Below are 17,913 nucleotides of genomic sequence, written 5' to 3' on the forward strand. Positions count from 1 at the left end.
ATTTATAAAGGAGATTTAATAATGGCAGAATTAGAGAAAAAACCTGTTAAAATTGTGGAAACCATTCTCCGTGATGCTCATCAGTCCCAGATTGCAACACGTATGACCACAGAACAGATGCTTCCGATCGTAGATAAACTTGACAAAGTCGGCTATCACGCAGTAGAGTGCTGGGGTGGTGCAACATTCGATGCATCCCTTCGTTTCCTTCACGAAGATCCATGGGAAAGACTTCGTAAATTACGTGACGGCTTCAAAAACACAAAACTTCAGATGCTTTTCCGTGGACAGAACATCCTTGGATACCGTCCATATGCAGATGACGTTGTAGAATACTTCGTACAGAAATCTGCTGCAAACGGAATAGACATCATCCGTATTTTTGACTGCCTCAATGACCTTCGTAACCTGCAGACAGCAGTAAGCGCTGCAAACAAAGAGAAGGCTCATGCACAGGTAGCTCTTTCCTACACATTAGGAGATGCTTACACACTGGAATACTGGACAGACATTGCAAAACGTATCGAAGATATGGGCGCTGATTCCATCTGTATCAAAGATATGGCAGGTCTTCTCCTTCCAAACAAAGCTACAGAGCTTGTTACAGCATTAAAAGAAACAGTTAAGATCCCGATCGACCTTCATACACATTACACCTCAGGTGTAGCTTCCATGACTTACTTAAAAGCAGTAGAAGCAGGTGTGGATATCATCGATACAGCAATGTCTCCATTTGCACTGGGAACATCCCAGCCTGCAACAGAGGTTATGGTTGAGACATTCAAGGATACACCATACGACACAGGATTTGATCAGAAGCTTCTCTCCGAGATCGCTGACTACTTCCGTCCGATCCGTGACGAAGCTCTTGACAGCGGACTGCTCAATCCGAAGAACCTTGGTGTTAACATCAAAACTTTACTGTACCAGGTACCGGGCGGTATGCTCTCCAACCTGACTTCTCAGTTAAAAGAACAGCACGCAGAAGACAAATTCTACGATGTTCTCGAGGAAGTTCCGCGTGTACGTAAAGACCTTGGTGAACCGCCACTTGTTACTCCGTCTTCCCAGATCGTTGGTACACAGGCTGTATTCAACGTACTCATGGGCGAGAGATACAAAATGGTTACAAAAGAAACAAAAGATATCCTGTTAGGAAAATACGGCGCAACTGTAAAACCGTTTAATCCGGAAGTACAGAAGAAGTGCATCGGCGATGAGAAACCAATCACATGCCGTCCTGCAGACCTTCTTGACAACGAGCTTGAGAAACTTGAGAGCGAAATGGCTCAGTACAAGGAACAGGATGAAGACGTATTAACATACGCACTGTTCCCACAGGTAGCTATGGACTTCTTCAAATACCGTCAGGCTCAGAAAACAAAAGTTGACGAGAAAGCAGCTGACAAAAAGAACGGAGCATATCCTGTATAATTGATCAGTAATTAAATATGTCCAAACGAAAAAAGGAGCTTGCGCAAGCAGGCTCCTTTGCGTTATTATGAAAGAATATGATACCCGGGAATATAATGTGCCAATGGGTATATGATGCCAGAGGTACATATCTATATTGATCGTAGTGAAGCGGAGACGTGGAACCATGATGAAATAGACAATCTGCAGGGTAAAATAAATACAGGAGAATATTCCATGAGCAAAGTTATAATAATCGGCGGCGGAGCCGCCGGAATGATGGCAGGGGTTTTTGCAGCCCGTAACCATCATGAAGTTCATATATTAGAGAAGAACGAGAAACTGGGAAAGAAAGTCTTCATCACAGGAAAAGGCAGATGCAATGTGACAAATGCCTGCGACACAGAAGAACTCTTTCCTGCAATGATGAGCAATCCCAAGTTCCTCTACAGCAGTTTCTATTCATTTACCCCTCAGGATGTAATGGAGTTCTTTGAGAAAGCAGGTGTCCCTCTGAAGGTAGAGCGTGGAAACCGCGTATTTCCACAGTCTGACCATTCCTCAGACATCATCCGCGCATTGGAACGTGAACTGAAGAAAGCAGGAGCAAAGATTCATCTTCACACTGCTGTACGGGAAATTGTAAAGAAACCTGTAACAGATTCGGCAAATACCCTGGAATCAGAAGCCGCATTAACAGAATCAGGATCTGATGCAGGAAAAGGCAGAAAAGGAAAAAAATCACCTGACATACCGCAGGAGAAGATCGCAGGAGTCATCCTTACAGACGGAACCTTCATGGAAGGCGATGCAGTCATCGTGGCAACCGGCGGATTCTCTTATCAGAGTACAGGCTCCACAGGTGACGGATACCGCTTCGCAAGAGAACTGGGACTGAAAGTCACGGACATTGCTCCCTCCCTTGTGCCATTAAAGACAAAAGAAGACTATGTCCCTAAGCTTCAGGGACTTTCCCTTAAGAATACAGGACTTACCATAAAGAATGGAAAGAAAGTACTCTATGAGGATTTCGGAGAGATGATGTTCACCCATTTCGGAGTCACAGGCCCCATGATCCTTTCAGCCAGTGCCCACATCGGTGCAAAACTGGCAAAAGCACCAAACGGCGAACTGTCCGCATATCTGGATCTGAAGCCTGCACTCACAAAGGAGCAGCTGGATGCCAGAATTCTGCGTGAATTCGAGGCAGGACCTAACAAACAGTTCAAGAACGTGATCGGAGTACTTTTCCCATCATCTCTGACACCTGTAATGATAGAGCTGGGGGGTATTCCTGCAGAGAAAAAGATCCACGATATCTCCAGGGAAGAACGTCAGCACTTCATAGATCTTATCAAAGCCTTCCCATTCACGATCACAGGAATGGGCGAATTCAAGGAAGCCATTATCACCAGAGGCGGCGTCTCTGTCAAGGAGATCAACCCCGGAACAATGGAATCAAAGAAAATTTCAGGCCTCTACTTCGCAGGTGAAGTGCTGGATCTGGATGCAGTGACAGGCGGATACAATCTGCAGATAGCATGGTCAACCGCATATCTGGCAGCACAGGCTATACAGTAAGCTGTTTATTATAGAAACAAACAAATGATGAGCACCTTGTAAGTGGATTATATCTATGATATGATTCGACTATACATTATCTAACGATTAATAAACATCAATCAATAATAAAACAGAGAAAATCTGTTTGAATAATAGAAACAGGAGGAACCGCGAAAATGGGATGTAACATAGCCATCGACGGACCTGCAGGAGCAGGTAAGAGCACCATCGCAAAAAAAGTAGCAAAAGAATTATCATTTATTTACGTAGACACAGGAGCTATGTACAGAGCAATGGCTTTATATCTTCTGAACCATGGCGTAAACGGAGAAAATCAGGAAGAGATCGAAGCCGTATGTTCCGGCGCTGACATCTCCATCGAATACAAAAACGGAGAACAGATTGTTATCCTCAACGGAGAGAACGTAAATGCTATGATCCGCACTGAACAGGTAGGAAACATGGCATCCAAAAGCTCCGCAAACCCGAAAGTCAGAGCCCACCTTCTGAAACTTCAGAGAACTCTGGCAGAGAAAAACGACGTAGTCATGGATGGCAGAGATATCGGCACAACTATCCTTCCAAACGCAGAAGTAAAAATCTACCTCACAGCAAGCGCAGACACCAGAGCAAAAAGAAGAGCACTGGAATATGAACAGAAGGGAGAATCCTTCGACCTGGACCAGATCCGAAAAGACATCATCGAGCGCGACGAACGCGACATGAACCGCGAAATCTCCCCTCTGAAACAGGCAGACGACGCAGTGCTCGTAGATTCCTCGGAAATGGGAATTGATCAGGTTGTAGATGCTATTCTTGATGTGTATAATAAGAAGATACAGAAATAACGGTCAGGCGGACAGATTATCTGTTTCAGACTACGCTATCTGCCCGTCAACTACCTATCACCTAAAGTGGTGCTGCATCATAGGGTGGTTGACAGCACCCTTTACAGACAAGATATACTCATCTGTAACTGTAAACTTCCCATGCTATACAGCAAACATTCTTTTACGGGTAAGGAAAGGATTTATTTATGAAAGTTAAAGTAGCAGAGACAGCAGGCTTCTGCTTCGGCGTCAAACGTGCAGTAGACAAAGTCTACGAACTGATCGGCACAGAACAGAAACCAATCTACACTCTGGGTCCGATCATCCACAATGAAGGCGTAGTAGCGGATCTGGAAGCCCGTGGCGTCCACGTTATCACAGAAGCAGACCTGGATTCCCCGGATGACACCCTGCAGAACGGAACAGTAGTCATCCGCTCTCACGGCGTAGGTAAACCCATCTACGATAAGCTGAAAGAAAAAAACATCTCCTACGTAGATGTGACCTGCCCCTTCGTCCTGAAAATCCACAGGATCGTGGAAAAAGAAAGCCTTGCAGGAAACCACATCATCATCATCGGCGACAAAGACCACCCCGAAGTACAGGGCATCTGCGGCTGGTGTCAGGGACCGTACACGGTGATCAGAAACAAAGAAGAAGCCGAAGCATTTGTACCCCCAAAAGGCAAAAAAATAAGTATTGTGTCCCAGACGACATTTAATTACAACAAATTTAAAGATTTAGTTGAAATTCTTTGCAAAAAGAGGTATGATAATAATGTTTTAAATATTCTCAATATTTTAAACACTATTTGTAATGCTACCGAAGAACGGCAGAGAGAAGCAAAAAACATAGCCGGAGAGGTAGACACTATGCTGGTCGTAGGTGGCCGGCACAGTTCCAATACTCAAAAGCTGTTTGAAATATGTAAAAAGGAATGTGGAAATACTTACTATATACAAACACCTGTAGACTTGGATTCTGAAATGTTCCAATGCAGTAGTTATGTAGGTATTACAGCAGGGGCTTCCACCCCAAACAAAATTATTGAGGAGGTTCAAGAACATGTCAGAATTAAGTTTTGAACAAATGCTGGAAGATTCCGTAAAGACTATCAGAAATGGAGAGATTGTACAGGGTACTGTCATCGATGTAAAAGAAGATGAGATTATTCTGAATATCGGTTATAAAGCAGACGGTATTATCACAAAGAACGAATACTCTAACGATGCAAGCCTTGTACTCACAGATGCTGTTCACGTTGGAGACACAATGGAAGCAAAAGTTCTCAAAGTAAACGATGGAGAAGGTCAGGTTACTCTTACTTACAAGAGACTGGCAGCAGAGAAAGGCAACAAACGTCTTGAAGAAGCATTTGAGAATCAGGAAGTATTAAAAGCTCCTGTAACTCAGGTACTTGACGGCGGACTCTGTGTAAACGTAGACGAAGCAAGAGTATTCATTCCTGCAAGCCTCGTTTCCGACACATATGAGAAAGACCTTTCCAAATATGCAGATCAGGAGATTGAATTCGTTATCACAGAATTCAACCCGAGAAGACGCCGCATCATCGGTAACCGTAAGCAGCTTCTTCTTGCTGAGAAAGCAGAGAAACAGAAAGAATTAATGGAGAAGATCCATGTTGGCGACACAGTTGAAGGAACAGTTAAGAACGTTACAGATTTCGGTGCATTCATCGATCTTGGCGGAGCAGACGGACTTCTTCACATCTCCGAAATGTCCTGGGGCAGAGTAGAGAACCCGAAGAAAGTATTCACTGTTGGCGATAAAGTCAAAGTTCTTATCAAGGAGATCAACGGAGAGAAGATCGCACTTTCCCTTAAATTCCCGGAAGCAAATCCATGGCTCACAGCAGCTGAGGACTTCGCTGTAGGAAATGTAGTTAAAGGTAAAGTTGCACGTATGACAGACTTCGGTGCATTCGTAGAGCTTGCACCTGGTGTAGATGCACTTCTTCATGTATCCCAGATTTCCAGAGAGCACGTTGCCAAACCTTCAGACGTACTTTCCATCGGACAGGAGATCGAAGCTAAGGTTGTTGACTTCAACGGCGAAGACAAGAAAATCAGCCTGAGCATGAAAGCTCTTGAGGCACCGGCTGAGGAAGCTACAGAAGAATAATTAAGAGAATACTCATAAATATTCAGCAACCGGCTTTGTATGAGGATGATCATACAGAGCCGGTTGATTGTTTTTTTAGATTACGAATGTGGTCAGCAGTTACAGGAGCATCAGAAATGCTGCAGACAGTCAGGAAGGAATTATAGGATGTCCATAAAAGGAATTTATGATATACACTGTCATATTGTACCCGGTGTAGACGATGGAGCCACAGATATAGGAGAAACCGTAAAATTACTCCGGATGGAATATGAACAGGGCGTGCGGACGGTTATTGCAACTCCCCATTTCCGCTTTCGGATGTTTGAAACACCTGCGGAGAAAGTCAGAGAGCAGTTCAGACTGGTGGAGAAAGCGGCATCAGAGATCAGCCCGGATCTCCATGTGTATCTGGGATGTGAGTTTCACGCTAATATGGAGATGCTTCCCATGCTCAGAGAACAGAAAGTAATGACAATGGCCGGTTCGCGGTATGTTCTTACAGAATTTTCCCATAACTCGGAAGAAAGCTATATACGGGAACGTCTCGGTGCATTGCTCTCCGGAGGATATAAGCCGATCATGGCACATATAGAACGTTACGAAGCCACACGCAATAGTCTGGATTTTGTGGAAGAACTGGCAGATATGGGCGTCTATATGCAGATCAATGCAGACAGCATCACAGGAAAAGACGGATTTTTTACTAAACGGTACTGTAATAAAATCATGAAAGACGGACTCCTTCATTTCGTCGGATCAGACTGTCACAACAGTGCAAAGAGGAGCAGCAGGATTGGAGAGGCATATCGTATGGTTTCAGCGAAATTCGGGCAGGACTATGCAGATGAACTGTTTATTCATAATCCTGCAGAAATTCTGAAACAGAAACAAAAACATGAGGCTACAGATTGACTTTTTTTATTGGCTGATATACAATAAAATCGGTTTATGTCAATTTTGCTGTTTACTTTCAGAAATACATAAGACAGAATATTACCTGTGAACAGTAATGTACAAAACTATAAAGAAAAAAGGGAAAAGGAAATTATCAGATGTTAGACAATTTGAACAGTAACTTTGAGAGCAGCAAAGCACAGAGACCCGATGCAAATGATGATGAAGTCGAAATCGACTTACTGGAAATATTTTATGCGCTCAAGAAAAAAATCCTTCTGGTACTGATGGTTGCTCTTGTCGGAGGCTGTATTGCAGCAGCATATACGCAGTTTTTAATGACACCGATCTACAGCTCCACATCCAGTATCCTTGTACTTTCGAAAGAAACCACACTGACATCACTGGCGGATCTGCAGTTAGGTGCCAGCCTGACCAGTGATTATACAGTTCTGATCACAAGTACCCCTGTGATGGAACAGGTGATTTCAGATTTGGATCTGGATATGACTGCAGAACAGCTGAAAGGAAGCGTAAGTATCAATAATCCTACAGATACCCGTATCCTTGAGATTACTGTCAATAATACAGATTCTAAAATGGCAAAGAAGATCGTAGATGAGATTGCGAATGTTTCTTCATCCTATATTGGCGATAAAATGGAAGTTATTCCGCCAAAGATTATTGAAGTTGGTAAGATTGCTACTGTAAGAACTTCTCCAAGCGTAAAGAAGAATGCAGCACTCGGCTTCTTACTCGGTTTCCTTGCATGTGCGGCAATCGTGGTTGTATACGCTGTAATGGATGATACTATTAAGACAGAGGAAGATATTGAGAAATACCTGGGAGTTTCTGTTCTTGCCAAGGTTCCTGACAGAAAAGATTTTATAAATTCGAAGAACAGGAAATCAAAGAACAAGAATAAGAAGCACCATTAAACTGATGGAGGAATCTGAGCAATGAAGAAACTCAATTTAACAGATAAAAGAAATCCGGATTATTTTTACAGTGAGGCGATCAAAACTCTGCGTACCAATATTCAGCTGTCGGGTCAGAGCATAAAGACAATTCTGGTTACAAGCTGTTATCCAAACGAAGGTAAGAGTGATATAGTACTCAGTCTTGCCCAGGAGCTTGGGAGCATTGGCAAGAAGGTTCTCCTTCTGGATGCGGATATCAGGAAGACTGCATATGCCGGACGACTGGGTGTGGAAGAGGAAGTGAAAGGTCTCTCACAGCTTCTGAGCGGTCAGGTGGGACTACAGGAGATTATTTATTCTACAAACTTTCCGAATATGGATATCATATTCGGAGGTCCAAGTGCACCGAATCCGTCAGGACTTCTCAGTGAGAATATCTTTAAGGTATTCTTAAAGGAAATCAGAGAATATTATAATTATATCCTGATCGATACACCGCCTATCGGAACAGTAATTGATGCGGCAGTGATAGGAAGATGCTGCGATGGTGCAGTCTTTCTGATCGAACCGGGAAATGTCAGGTACCGGGACGCACAGAAAGCATTTAAACAGCTGGAAAGAAGCGGATGCCGTATTCTTGGAGCTGTTATGAACAAGATAGATACCAGTGATGACAAATATTATTCTTCTTATTATAAGCATTATGGAGAGTATTATCACAGAAGTGACGAAGAAGCCCAGATTAAATAATACGGGCAGTTATCTGGCAGTAAGACAGAAACCATGATCAATGATAAAGGAGAATTTGGAAAAGTGAGCAAAATAAGGAAGAAAAAAATAAAAAAGACGAATATCTTACTGGGCTTTATCTGCATTCTTCTGGCAGTTCTCCTGGGCTTTATTCTTGTGACCAGTTATAAATCGGAACAGAAGGAATCCAGACACCTGTCAGAAATTGCAGACGACCAGCAGAGTGGGATTGAAGATTACGAAGCAGTAAAAGAACGTGCAAAAGAGCTGGAGGAGATATCTTCCGAAGAAGCAGAAGATACAGAAGACATTAAATCAAAGAACACAGAAGACACAAAAGACACAGAAAAAACGGATACAGCTGACACAGAAGATGCAGATAAGACAGAAGATACAAAAGATAAGACGACAGCTGCTTCAGGTATTGTGTGCTGGGGAGATGATTTGATCAATGGGGAAGAATCCAATACATATTCCTATATGACAGTACTTCAGAAGCTTCTGACCGATAATGGCTATAATATGACAGTGATCAATAAAACGCTTCAGGGAGGCGGCACTCTCTCCATGATGAAGATGGCTGGTGTAAGTGATGAAACTATTCAGAGCTATATTACCAAACATCAGCAGGCTGCAAACGGTGCCCAGCTGAATGTGACAGAGACCGGAATACGTGATCTGACAGAAGAACAGACTACAAGAAATGATATGGATTGTATTCCAGTTATCTTCATGGGATATTATGGCGGATGGAATCATGATCCTGCAGAACTGGCAGACCAGCAGGAACAGATTTTAAATACATTTCAGAATAAAGATCAGTTTATTGTAGTAGGAACACGCCCTATGGACGGAAGTGTAACCTCTGAAGCACTGGATCAGGTGCTCAGCCAGAAATGGGGAGAACACTATATCAGTCTTGCAGATGTGACTGCACAGCCGTCTTCTACCTATGAGGCCCAACAGGCAATGGCAGAGGCAATATTACAGAAACTGCAGGAGCTTGATTATATCAGCAAAAACTGATGAGATAACTGAAATACAGAGATTGAAGGAAGGAAAATGAAAAAAAACACAAGAAAAGCCATCAGACAGCGCAAGGTCTGTATGCTTTTGATTATTATCCTGATTATAGTTCTTTCTATTCTTGGCGGCGGTTATTATCTGTTAAGCCAGAAAAATGTTGCATTGCCAAAAAACGGTGGTCAGAACAGTGACAGCCGGAATCAGACGGATTTGAACCAAAACAGTGATACCGTGGAATATAAAGGTGAGACATACAAATATAACGATCATCTCAGCAATTATTTATTCCTGGGAATTGATACAAGAGAAGCTGTAGATACTTATCGGTCACAGGCAGATGCCGGGCAGGCAGATGCAATTTTTCTGGTGTCCATGGATCGTGCAACAGAGAAGATAAAGGTTCTGTTTATTCCACGAGATTCCATGACCAGAATTGAAACCTTTAATCCATATGGTCAGAGCCTTGGAGAGACAACAGATCATCTGAATATACAGTATGCCTTTGGGGACGGGAAAGAGAAAAGCTGTGAACTGATGAAAACAGCAGTTTCCAATATGCTGGACGGACTTCCAATCCAGGGGTATTGCTCCATGAATATGGATGGCATTTCAGTGATCACAGATTTCGTAGGTGGAATACAGCTCACAATCCCTGATGACAGTCTCGCAGATGTGAATCCGGAATATAAAAAAGGTGCTGTTGTGGATATCACAGGGGAAACTGCAGAACAGTTTGTAAGATATCGTGACATTGACAAAACCCAGAGTGCTCTGGTCCGTCAGGAGAGACAGAAAACCTTTCTTCAGGCACTGGTGCAGAAGGCACAGGAAAAAGCAGGAGAGGACGCCGGATTTGTAACAGGTCTCTATGGCAGTGTTAAAAGCTATACAGTTACAAATATGGGAAATGACATATTTGCCAAATTGCTGGCTGCATCACAGAATGGAATCACTGATACAGAGACAGTACCGGGTGAGGGAACACATGGGGAGAACTTTGATGAGTATCATATCGATGAAGATGCATTGTCGGATTTGATTATTTCCATGTTTTATGAGAAAATTTGATTGTATTAGTCATAGTATGATGAATACAGAATACACTGTACTGTGATAAATAATTATCACTGTTATTATTCAGAGATAGTCCGTGCAGACATTCTGTACGGTTATCTATATAAAAATTAATCCAAAAGGAGAGGTGCATTATGAAAATCGCGAAGAAATTTATGACACTTGCTTTAGTAGCTGCCCTTGGAGTAGGATGTGCTACTGTAGGTGTCGGTGCAGCGCCAAGCAACACGAGTGATTTGGCCGCGGTAGCGCCAAGTAAGACAAGCGAAATTACTGTGGATTCTAAACAGTCTTCAATTTATGAAGTTGTTAAGGAACTTGAGAAAACACAGGGCTTTGCTGATCTGCAGGCAAAATATAAAGATCTGGCAGATGCTTTTAAAAAAATCAATGATGGTACAATGAAGATGGAAGATTTCATAAAAGTATTGAAATCCCTTTCTGTAGATGAAGCAGACAAGGCAGACCTTGAAGATGCCATTGCTAAACTCGAAGGAAAAATGATTGTTACATTTGTCTATGAATTCAACGTACTGAAGCCGGAAGAAGCAAAGCCTAATGATGACGGAACATATGAAGTAAAGCTTAATGTTCCGAGTCTTACAGACACTATGGAAGGTATTCAGCTTTGGGTCTACAGCAAAGACGGCACAAAGAAGTTTGTAGTCATTGATCCGGTTAATATTGACAAAGAGGGCAAAACTCTTACTGTTACCTTAAACGATGGAGATTTCTTCATGGTAATCGCAGACGCAAAATAATCAATAATTCGGAATCAGAACGCAGTCGCCAGAGATGGCGGCTGTTTTTTTGTAGAAATATGTTGCATTTTTTTATTGATGTAGTTATAATAAAATACGGCGTAAATCTTTTGTCTTTAAATCGTCGCTTTGCCGCGTTTGAAGATATGGATAATACATATCTTGAAGTATGAGTCTGCCTTGAAACACAGGCAGAATGGCGAAGCATACCCAGAATACGGAGGTAAGATATCCAGTGTGGTATGTGATGCAAGTGCGCACAGGCACCGAAGAAAACATCCGCTGTCAGTGTCAGCGGTTAATAAGCAGCAATGTCTTAGAACGCTGCTTTATCCCATATTACCAACAGAAGAAACGATTTCAGGGCGAATGGCATATCCAGGAAAGAATCCTCTTTCCCGGGTATGTCTTTTTAATTACCCAAAATCCGGAAAAACTGGTAAATGGACTCAAGAAAGTCATCGGACTGACGAAGCTGATCGGAACCGGCGATGAGATCGTCCCACTGGTTCAGGAAGAAATAGATTTGCTTATGAAAATAGGCACGGACAAACAGCTTGTAGAGATGTCTTCCGGCATTATCGAGAATGACAGAGTGCAGATCCTGGCAGGTCCTCTGATGGGAATGGAAGGAAATATCCGCAGGATAGACCGACATAAAAGAACAGCATATCTGGAAATAGAAATGTTCGGAAGAACAGTAGAAATGAAGGTGGGATTGGAAATTATAAGAAAAGAATAATAAAAAATGATGGCATATTTACAGGAAAACGATTCTGTAAATATGCCTTTTTGAATAAAAAAGAAGGAGAGGTTAGGAAAACGTATGTACAGGAAAAAATCAAGAGGATGGTATAAACACAAAGATTTCATATTAATTGATCTTGCGTGTTTATTTATGGCTTTAATACTGGCGTATCTGATTCGAAACGGTTCTGTCAGGAACCTGTTTACACTGGGAATTTATCGCAATGTGATGATATTTGTCATATTGGTGGATCTGTTCCTGATCATTTTGTTTGAATCTTATAAAGGAGTTCTGAGAAGAGGACGTTATCAGGAGCTGCGTTCTGTTATCCGGCAGATGATCCTGATCGAACTGGCAAGTGGTCTGTACCTGTTTACTGTCAGTGGCGGACGTACATTTTCAAGAATAATCCTTTATCTTATGGGAATTTTCTATGTGCTTTTATCCTATTGTACAAGAATAATATGGAAAAAACGTCTGCTGCATAAAATGGCAGAAGGTGGAGAGCATTCTCTCTACATTGTAACCAATTATGACCTTGCATCAAAAGTAATCCAAAATGTAAAAGAACACAATTATAACCGCTACAACATCAATGGTCTGATACTCATTGATAAAGATATGACAGGGAAAGAAATTGTAGGAGTCCCGGTAGTAGCAGACTTAAATAACGCACCATCCTTTATCTGTCAGCAGTGGGTAGATGAGGTCTTTGTAAATGTAGATGAAACATATCCATACCCTCAGGAACTGATAGAAGAGTTGCTGGAAATGGGAATGCCGGTCCATGTAAACCTGGCAAAAGTCAGAAGTACTCCCGGACAGAAACAATTTGTGGAGGCAATTGGCGGATATACAGTTCTGACAACCACCATGAACTATGCCACAGACAGACAGGCACTTGCCAAAAGAGTATTGGATATTCTTGGGGGACTGGTGGGCTGCTTCCTGACAGGAATCATTTTTATTTTCATAGCACCGGCTATCTACATCAGTTCTCCGGGTCCGATTTTCTTCTCACAGACAAGGATTGGAAAAAACGGAAAGCCATTTAAGATGTACAAATTCCGGAGTATGTATATGGATGCAGAAGAACGGAAAGCAGAATTGATGGCTCAGAACAAAATGAGTGATGGACGTATGTTCAAACTCGATTTCGATCCCCGAGTAATCGGAAATAAGATTTTGCCGGACGGAACCAGAAAAACCGGAATCGGCGAATTTATCAGGAAAACATCCCTTGATGAATTTCCACAGTTCTGGAATGTGCTAAATGGGAGCATGAGCCTTGTAGGGGAGTGGGATATAATAGGGACAACCAGAGAAAACTCCAGTATTTATGCGGCATGTGTGGCGTAAACGTTTTATGATAATTCGATTTTTCATTGCTGCAGCAGGGTCACATTATAGCGGTTCATAGATATTGGATGGCTCTTTGGATGCTCAGTTTGACCCAATCATAGAGCGATAAAAATCGAAAAGGAGAAAACTTGAGCCTGTTAATCTGAAAAGAATGACGGGCTAAGGGACGTTAGATTGCCGATATGAATAATGAAAAACTAAAAAATTAAAATCCCCCAGAGTGTATATGTGTGTGTGTGGGGGGGGGGGGTAAAGCGAGGTATGAAAAATGAAGCAGATGCGGATCGCTGAGTGCAAATGCAATTCCCTAGCCCCTTGTAGTGGGAAAGAAGCAAACGGAAAAATTGAATATGGCAAGAATCTGATGAAACATCGGAAAATCTATCTGGCAGTTTCTATAGGCTGTCTGCTTATGGCTGCTATCTATTATCAAATAGAATCACATTTCTTAATTAATAGAAATCCATTTTTTTATTGTGCTTTGCCTGCCCTGATAATTGGGTTATGTGTCGGGCATAGATTGTTTCTTAGTAGTATTGAATGTAATATACAAAGTTCTGTGAAGGACTTCGTATTTTCTTATAAAAAGTCTTTGTTCGTTGGTAAGTCAGAGGATTGTAGCAGTTAGTTGAAAACGAACGTAATGGAATCTGAAAAATGAGTAAAGGGGAAAGAAAGTATGTATAGAAAAGATTCTACAGGATGGATAAAACATGTGGATTTTATCATCTTGGACTTGATCTGCTTGCAGGTGGCGTTCGTTCTGGCGTATGTGTTAAGCGGATATGGAGCTAATCCATACCAGCTAATTCTTTACAGAAATATGGCTGTCTTTATGGAAGTAGCAGATTTGGTAGTGCTGTTTGCAATGGGAACATTGAAAAACGTTTTGAAAAGAGGGTACTATAAAGATTTTGTTGTAACAGCACAGCATGGAGTAATTCTTGGAGCATGTTTATTGCTTTATTTGTTTATGCTTCAGGAAGGACAGCAATATTCCAGACTGGCATTGATACTGAATATCGTTATCTATATTCTACTTACTTATCTGGTAAGAGAGCTGTGGAAACATTTTCTTAGAAAGAAAATGGAAGATGGTGAAAATCGTTCATTACTTCTTGTTGTTTCAGCAGATGTAGTGAGTGCAGTAGTAGAGAGCATGAAAGAGCATAATTATGCCCGGTATAAGATTGCTGGAATTGCTGTTATAGATAAGGAAATGACAGGAAAGTATATTGATGGTGTGAAAGTAGTAGCAAATATGGAAAATGCTGCCGAATATGTCTGCAAAGAATGGATTGATGAAGTTCTGATTGTGACATCCGGTGTAGTTCCATATCCAAAAGAACTGATCGAGCAGTTTACGGAAACCGGAGTAACAGTACATCTAAATCTTGCAAAGGTACAAAGCGTGCCGGGGAAAAAACAGTTTGTAGAAAAGGTTGGAGATTATACAGTACTGACTACCAGTATTAACTATGCATCTACAAGAGATCTGATGTTGAAACGACTGATGGATATTGCCGGAGGTTTGGTAGGATGCTTGATTACCGGAATCTTGTTTATATTTGTTGCTCCAGCAATTTACATAGCATCACCGGGACCAATTTTCTTTGCACAGGAACGTGTAGGAAAGAATGGAAAGCGATTTAAAATGTACAAGTTCCGAAGCATGTATATGGATGCAGAAGAACGTAAGGCTGAACTGATGAAAGATAACAAACTGGGTGATGAAAAGATGTTCAAATTGGATTTTGACCCACGAGTTATTGGAAATAAGATTCTTCCAGATGGAACACATAAGACTGGTATTGGGGATTTTATCAGAAGAACAAGCATTGACGAATTTCCGCAGTTTTTTAACGTGTTGAAAGGTGATATGTCAATAATTGGAACCAGGCCACCTTTGATTTCGGAAACGAATTTTTATGAACTGCACCATCGTGCAAGACTGGCAATTAAGCCAGGAATAACCGGTATGTGGCAGGTCAGCGGACGTAGCGACATTACTGATTTTGAAGAGGTAGTTCGTCTTGACAAGGAGTATATCACAAATTGGAACATTGGGCTAGATATAAAAATATTGTTTAAAACAGTAATGGTAGTTCTTAGAAAAGATGGATCTATGTGATGAAATGATTGTGGCTTGATTTCTGTAAAAAGAATTTAAGCCACAGAAAGTAATAATAGATAAGTTATAAATATAATAAGAGGAAGTTATGAATAAAAGGAAAAATAATACTTCTCCACTTAAAATTGCAGTTCTTGGACATAAGACAATTCCGAGTCGCCAAGGTGGAATTGAAATTGTCGTTGAAGAATTAACGGTTCGCATGGCAAAACTAGGACATAAGATAACAGTATATAACCGTAATGGACATCATGTAAGTGGTAAAGAATTTGATGAGAAGAAATTAAAAGAATATAAAGGTATCCGAATGAAATATGTACCAACGATAGATAAAAAAGGACTAGCAGCGATGAGTGCTTCATTTTTTGCAGCGGTAGCAGCAGCGTTTGGAAAATATGATGTGGTACATTTTCATGCAGAAGGACCATGTGCAATGTTATGGTTGCCAAAATTATTTGGAAAACGTTGTATCGCTACGGTTCATGGACTTGATCATCAAAGAGCAAAATGGGGCAAGTTAGCCAGCACATATATTATGCTTGGCGAAAAATGTGCTGTTAAATTTGCAGATGAAATTATTGTTCTCAGTGAGGGAGTACAAAATTATTTTAAAGAGACTTATGGACGTGATACAAAGTTTATCCCTAATGGTGTGAATCGTCCAGTTATTAGAAAGGCAGAACTTATTGACAAGAAATTTGGTTTAAAGAAAGATGATTATATTTTATTTTTAGGACGACTTGTTCCGGAAAAAGGAATTACTTATCTGATAGAAAGCTTTAAGAACGTAAAAACAGATAAGAAGTTAGTCATTGCAGGAGGCAGTTCGGATACTGATGAATTTGCTAACCAGTTAAAAGAAATGGCAAAAGACGATGACAGAATTATTTTTACCGGATTTGTTCAGGGACAGTTGTTAGATGAACTATACAGCAATGCTTATATTTATAGTTTACCAAGCGATTTAGAGGGAATGCCATTAAGTCTTTTAGAAGCAATGAGTTATGGAAATTGTTGTTTGGTATCTGACATAGATGAATGTGCTTCTGTAGTGGAAGATAAGGCAATCATATTTAAAAAAAGTAATGTAGCAGATTTGCAGAGTAAGCTTCAAGAAGCATGTGAGGATGCACAACAGGTACAGAAATATAAAGATGAAGCAGCAGGTTATATTTGTGGAAAATATAATTGGGATGATGTTGTGGAGAGAACATTAGAATTGTATAGGAGATAAAATGAGCAAAGAATTTATTGAATTGAAAAACAAGACGATTTTTATTACAGGTGTAGCTGGATTTATTGGATCAAACTTGGCTGAAAGGTTATTAAAAGAAATAGAAGGAATAAAAATAGTTGGACTCGATAATATGAATGATTATTATGATGTTCGTTTAAAAGAATATAGATTAGAAAAACTTTCATCTAGTAAGACATTTTCCTTTGTAAAAGGAAATTTGGCAGATAAGGAACTTATTAATTCGATTTTTGAGAAGTATACTCCTCAAGTGGTTGTGAATTTAGGGGCACAGGCAGGTGTGAGATATTCTATTACAAATCCAGACGCATATATAGAAGGTAATTTGATTGGGTTTTACAACATATTAGAGGGATGTAGACATTATCCAGTAGAACATTTGGTATATGCATCAAGTTCTTCTGTATATGGAAGTAACAAGAAAGTTCCATACAGTACAGAAGATAAAGTAGACAATCCTGTATCGTTATATGCTGCTACGAAAAAAAGTAATGAATTAATGGCTCACGCATATTCAAAGCTTTATAATATTCCATCAACTGGTTTGCGTTTCTTTACTGTTTATGGACCGGCAGGAAGACCCGATATGGCATACTTTGGATTCACAAATAAATTATTAAATGGAGAAACTATTAAAATTTTTAATTATGGAAATTGTAAAAGAGATTTTACTTACGTTGATGATATTGTGGAAGGCGTTGTACGGGTAATACAGGGGGCACCAGAGAAAAAGAACGGAGAAGATGGTTTGCCGATTCCGCCATATGCTGTTTACAATATTGGAAATAATCATCCAGAGAACTTATTAGATTTTGTACAAATTCTTCAGGAAGAATTAATTAGAGCAAAAGTCTTACCAGAAGATTATGCTTTTGAAGCACATAAAGAACTTGTTCCGATGCAGCCGGGAGACGTTCCTGTGACATATGCTGATACGCAAGCATTGGAAAGAGACTATGGTTTTAAACCATCGACAACTTTACGTGAAGGATTACGCAAGTTTGCAGAATGGTACAAAGAGTTTTATATGTAAATATATTTTAAGAATAGGAAGAAGAGAGA

The 17,913-nt window shown here is 40.8% G+C and carries 16 protein-coding genes; all 16 read left to right on the forward strand.

What is annotated here, in order from left to right; all coding sequences use genetic code 11:
* The first annotated feature begins 21 nt into the window (after window positions 1-21).
* The 16 genes from LJE12_RS01570 to LJE12_RS01645 all read left to right on the forward strand — a co-directional run bounded on the left by LJE12_RS01570 (window position 22) and on the right by LJE12_RS01645 (window position 17,884).
* Window positions 22-1,434 carry an oxaloacetate decarboxylase subunit alpha gene (locus LJE12_RS01570; protein ID WP_008704465.1) on the forward strand — a complete coding sequence of 471 codons (1,413 nt, stop codon included), beginning with the start codon at window positions 22-24 and terminating at the stop codon, window positions 1,432-1,434.
* A 216-nt stretch (window positions 1,435-1,650) separates the two neighbouring features.
* On the forward strand, window positions 1,651-2,994 hold the full coding sequence (locus LJE12_RS01575) for an NAD(P)/FAD-dependent oxidoreductase (RefSeq protein WP_227226286.1): 1,344 nt from the start codon (window positions 1,651-1,653) through the stop codon (window positions 2,992-2,994).
* A gap of 158 nt (window positions 2,995-3,152) precedes the next feature.
* Window positions 3,153-3,824, forward strand: a complete 672-nt coding sequence (gene cmk / locus LJE12_RS01580) for a (d)CMP kinase (protein ID WP_055152441.1) — start codon at window positions 3,153-3,155, stop codon at window positions 3,822-3,824.
* Between the two features lie 188 nt (window positions 3,825-4,012).
* Entirely contained in the window at window positions 4,013-4,891 is an 879-nt protein-coding gene (gene ispH / locus LJE12_RS01585; RefSeq protein ID WP_195566799.1) for a 4-hydroxy-3-methylbut-2-enyl diphosphate reductase, read from the forward strand.
* Window positions 4,872-5,948, forward strand: coding sequence for a 30S ribosomal protein S1 (rpsA, locus tag LJE12_RS01590; RefSeq protein ID WP_008704462.1), 1,077 nt, complete (start codon window positions 4,872-4,874; stop codon window positions 5,946-5,948). The genes ispH and rpsA overlap by 20 nt, the downstream gene beginning before the upstream one ends.
* Before the next feature lie 147 nt (window positions 5,949-6,095).
* Complete coding sequence (locus LJE12_RS01595) at window positions 6,096-6,842, forward strand: CpsB/CapC family capsule biosynthesis tyrosine phosphatase (RefSeq protein ID WP_055057883.1); 747 nt, start codon at window positions 6,096-6,098, stop codon at window positions 6,840-6,842.
* Window positions 6,843-6,982: 140 nt separating this feature from the next.
* Window positions 6,983-7,762, forward strand: a complete 780-nt coding sequence (locus LJE12_RS01600) for a YveK family protein (protein ID WP_055059399.1) — start codon at window positions 6,983-6,985, stop codon at window positions 7,760-7,762.
* A 21-nt stretch (window positions 7,763-7,783) separates the two neighbouring features.
* A complete protein-coding gene (locus LJE12_RS01605) occupies window positions 7,784-8,494 on the forward strand; it encodes a polysaccharide biosynthesis tyrosine autokinase (RefSeq protein WP_055059398.1) in 711 nt (236 codons plus the stop codon).
* A gap of 63 nt (window positions 8,495-8,557) precedes the next feature.
* Window positions 8,558-9,520, forward strand: coding sequence for a hypothetical protein (locus LJE12_RS01610; RefSeq protein ID WP_227226288.1), 963 nt, complete (start codon window positions 8,558-8,560; stop codon window positions 9,518-9,520).
* Window positions 9,521-9,556: 36 nt separating this feature from the next.
* On the forward strand, window positions 9,557-10,588 hold the full coding sequence (locus tag LJE12_RS01615) for an LCP family protein (protein ID WP_227226290.1): 1,032 nt from the start codon (window positions 9,557-9,559) through the stop codon (window positions 10,586-10,588).
* A gap of 140 nt (window positions 10,589-10,728) precedes the next feature.
* Window positions 10,729-11,355: a hypothetical protein gene (locus LJE12_RS01620; protein WP_055052976.1), complete on the forward strand. Its 627-nt coding sequence runs from the start codon at window positions 10,729-10,731 to the stop codon at window positions 11,353-11,355.
* 235 nt (window positions 11,356-11,590) lie between these two features.
* The gene (gene loaP, locus LJE12_RS01625) at window positions 11,591-12,097 is read left to right on the forward strand and encodes an antiterminator LoaP (RefSeq protein ID WP_227292020.1); all 507 of its coding nucleotides are present in this window, start codon (window positions 11,591-11,593) and stop codon (window positions 12,095-12,097) included.
* 84 nt (window positions 12,098-12,181) lie between these two features.
* Complete coding sequence (locus LJE12_RS01630) at window positions 12,182-13,462, forward strand: sugar transferase (protein WP_227226294.1); 1,281 nt, start codon at window positions 12,182-12,184, stop codon at window positions 13,460-13,462.
* Between the two features lie 682 nt (window positions 13,463-14,144).
* Window positions 14,145-15,596, forward strand: coding sequence for a sugar transferase (locus tag LJE12_RS01635; protein ID WP_227226296.1), 1,452 nt, complete (start codon window positions 14,145-14,147; stop codon window positions 15,594-15,596).
* 88 nt (window positions 15,597-15,684) lie between these two features.
* Window positions 15,685-16,830: a glycosyltransferase family 4 protein gene (locus LJE12_RS01640; RefSeq protein WP_069989254.1), complete on the forward strand. Its 1,146-nt coding sequence runs from the start codon at window positions 15,685-15,687 to the stop codon at window positions 16,828-16,830.
* Between the two features lie 22 nt (window positions 16,831-16,852).
* On the forward strand, window positions 16,853-17,884 hold the full coding sequence (locus LJE12_RS01645) for a GDP-mannose 4,6-dehydratase (protein ID WP_227226325.1): 1,032 nt from the start codon (window positions 16,853-16,855) through the stop codon (window positions 17,882-17,884).
* The last annotated feature ends 29 nt before the right edge of the window (window positions 17,885-17,913 follow it).

Source organism: Blautia sp. DFI.6.71 (assembly GCF_020593585.1).
Lineage (GTDB): Bacteria > Bacillota > Clostridia > Lachnospirales > Lachnospiraceae > Blautia_A > Blautia_A wexlerae.

What these genes read in the sequence shown, in the direction of transcription:
- LJE12_RS01570 (WP_008704465.1), top strand. Translation starts at nt 22, where the DNA reads ATGGCAGAATTAGAGAAAAAACCTGTTAAAATTGTGGAAACCATTCTC.
- LJE12_RS01575 (WP_227226286.1), top strand. Translation starts at nt 1,651, where the DNA reads ATGAGCAAAGTTATAATAATCGGCGGCGGAGCCGCCGGAATGATGGCA.
- cmk (WP_055152441.1), top strand. Translation starts at nt 3,153, where the DNA reads ATGGGATGTAACATAGCCATCGACGGACCTGCAGGAGCAGGTAAGAGC.
- ispH (WP_195566799.1), top strand. Translation starts at nt 4,013, where the DNA reads ATGAAAGTTAAAGTAGCAGAGACAGCAGGCTTCTGCTTCGGCGTCAAA.
- rpsA (WP_008704462.1), top strand. Translation starts at nt 4,872, where the DNA reads ATGTCAGAATTAAGTTTTGAACAAATGCTGGAAGATTCCGTAAAGACT.
- LJE12_RS01595 (WP_055057883.1), top strand. Translation starts at nt 6,096, where the DNA reads ATGTCCATAAAAGGAATTTATGATATACACTGTCATATTGTACCCGGT.
- LJE12_RS01600 (WP_055059399.1), top strand. Translation starts at nt 6,983, where the DNA reads ATGTTAGACAATTTGAACAGTAACTTTGAGAGCAGCAAAGCACAGAGA.
- LJE12_RS01605 (WP_055059398.1), top strand. Translation starts at nt 7,784, where the DNA reads ATGAAGAAACTCAATTTAACAGATAAAAGAAATCCGGATTATTTTTAC.
- LJE12_RS01615 (WP_227226290.1), top strand. Translation starts at nt 9,557, where the DNA reads ATGAAAAAAAACACAAGAAAAGCCATCAGACAGCGCAAGGTCTGTATG.
- LJE12_RS01620 (WP_055052976.1), top strand. Translation starts at nt 10,729, where the DNA reads ATGAAAATCGCGAAGAAATTTATGACACTTGCTTTAGTAGCTGCCCTT.
- LJE12_RS01630 (WP_227226294.1), top strand. Translation starts at nt 12,182, where the DNA reads ATGTACAGGAAAAAATCAAGAGGATGGTATAAACACAAAGATTTCATA.
- LJE12_RS01635 (WP_227226296.1), top strand. Translation starts at nt 14,145, where the DNA reads ATGTATAGAAAAGATTCTACAGGATGGATAAAACATGTGGATTTTATC.
- LJE12_RS01640 (WP_069989254.1), top strand. Translation starts at nt 15,685, where the DNA reads ATGAATAAAAGGAAAAATAATACTTCTCCACTTAAAATTGCAGTTCTT.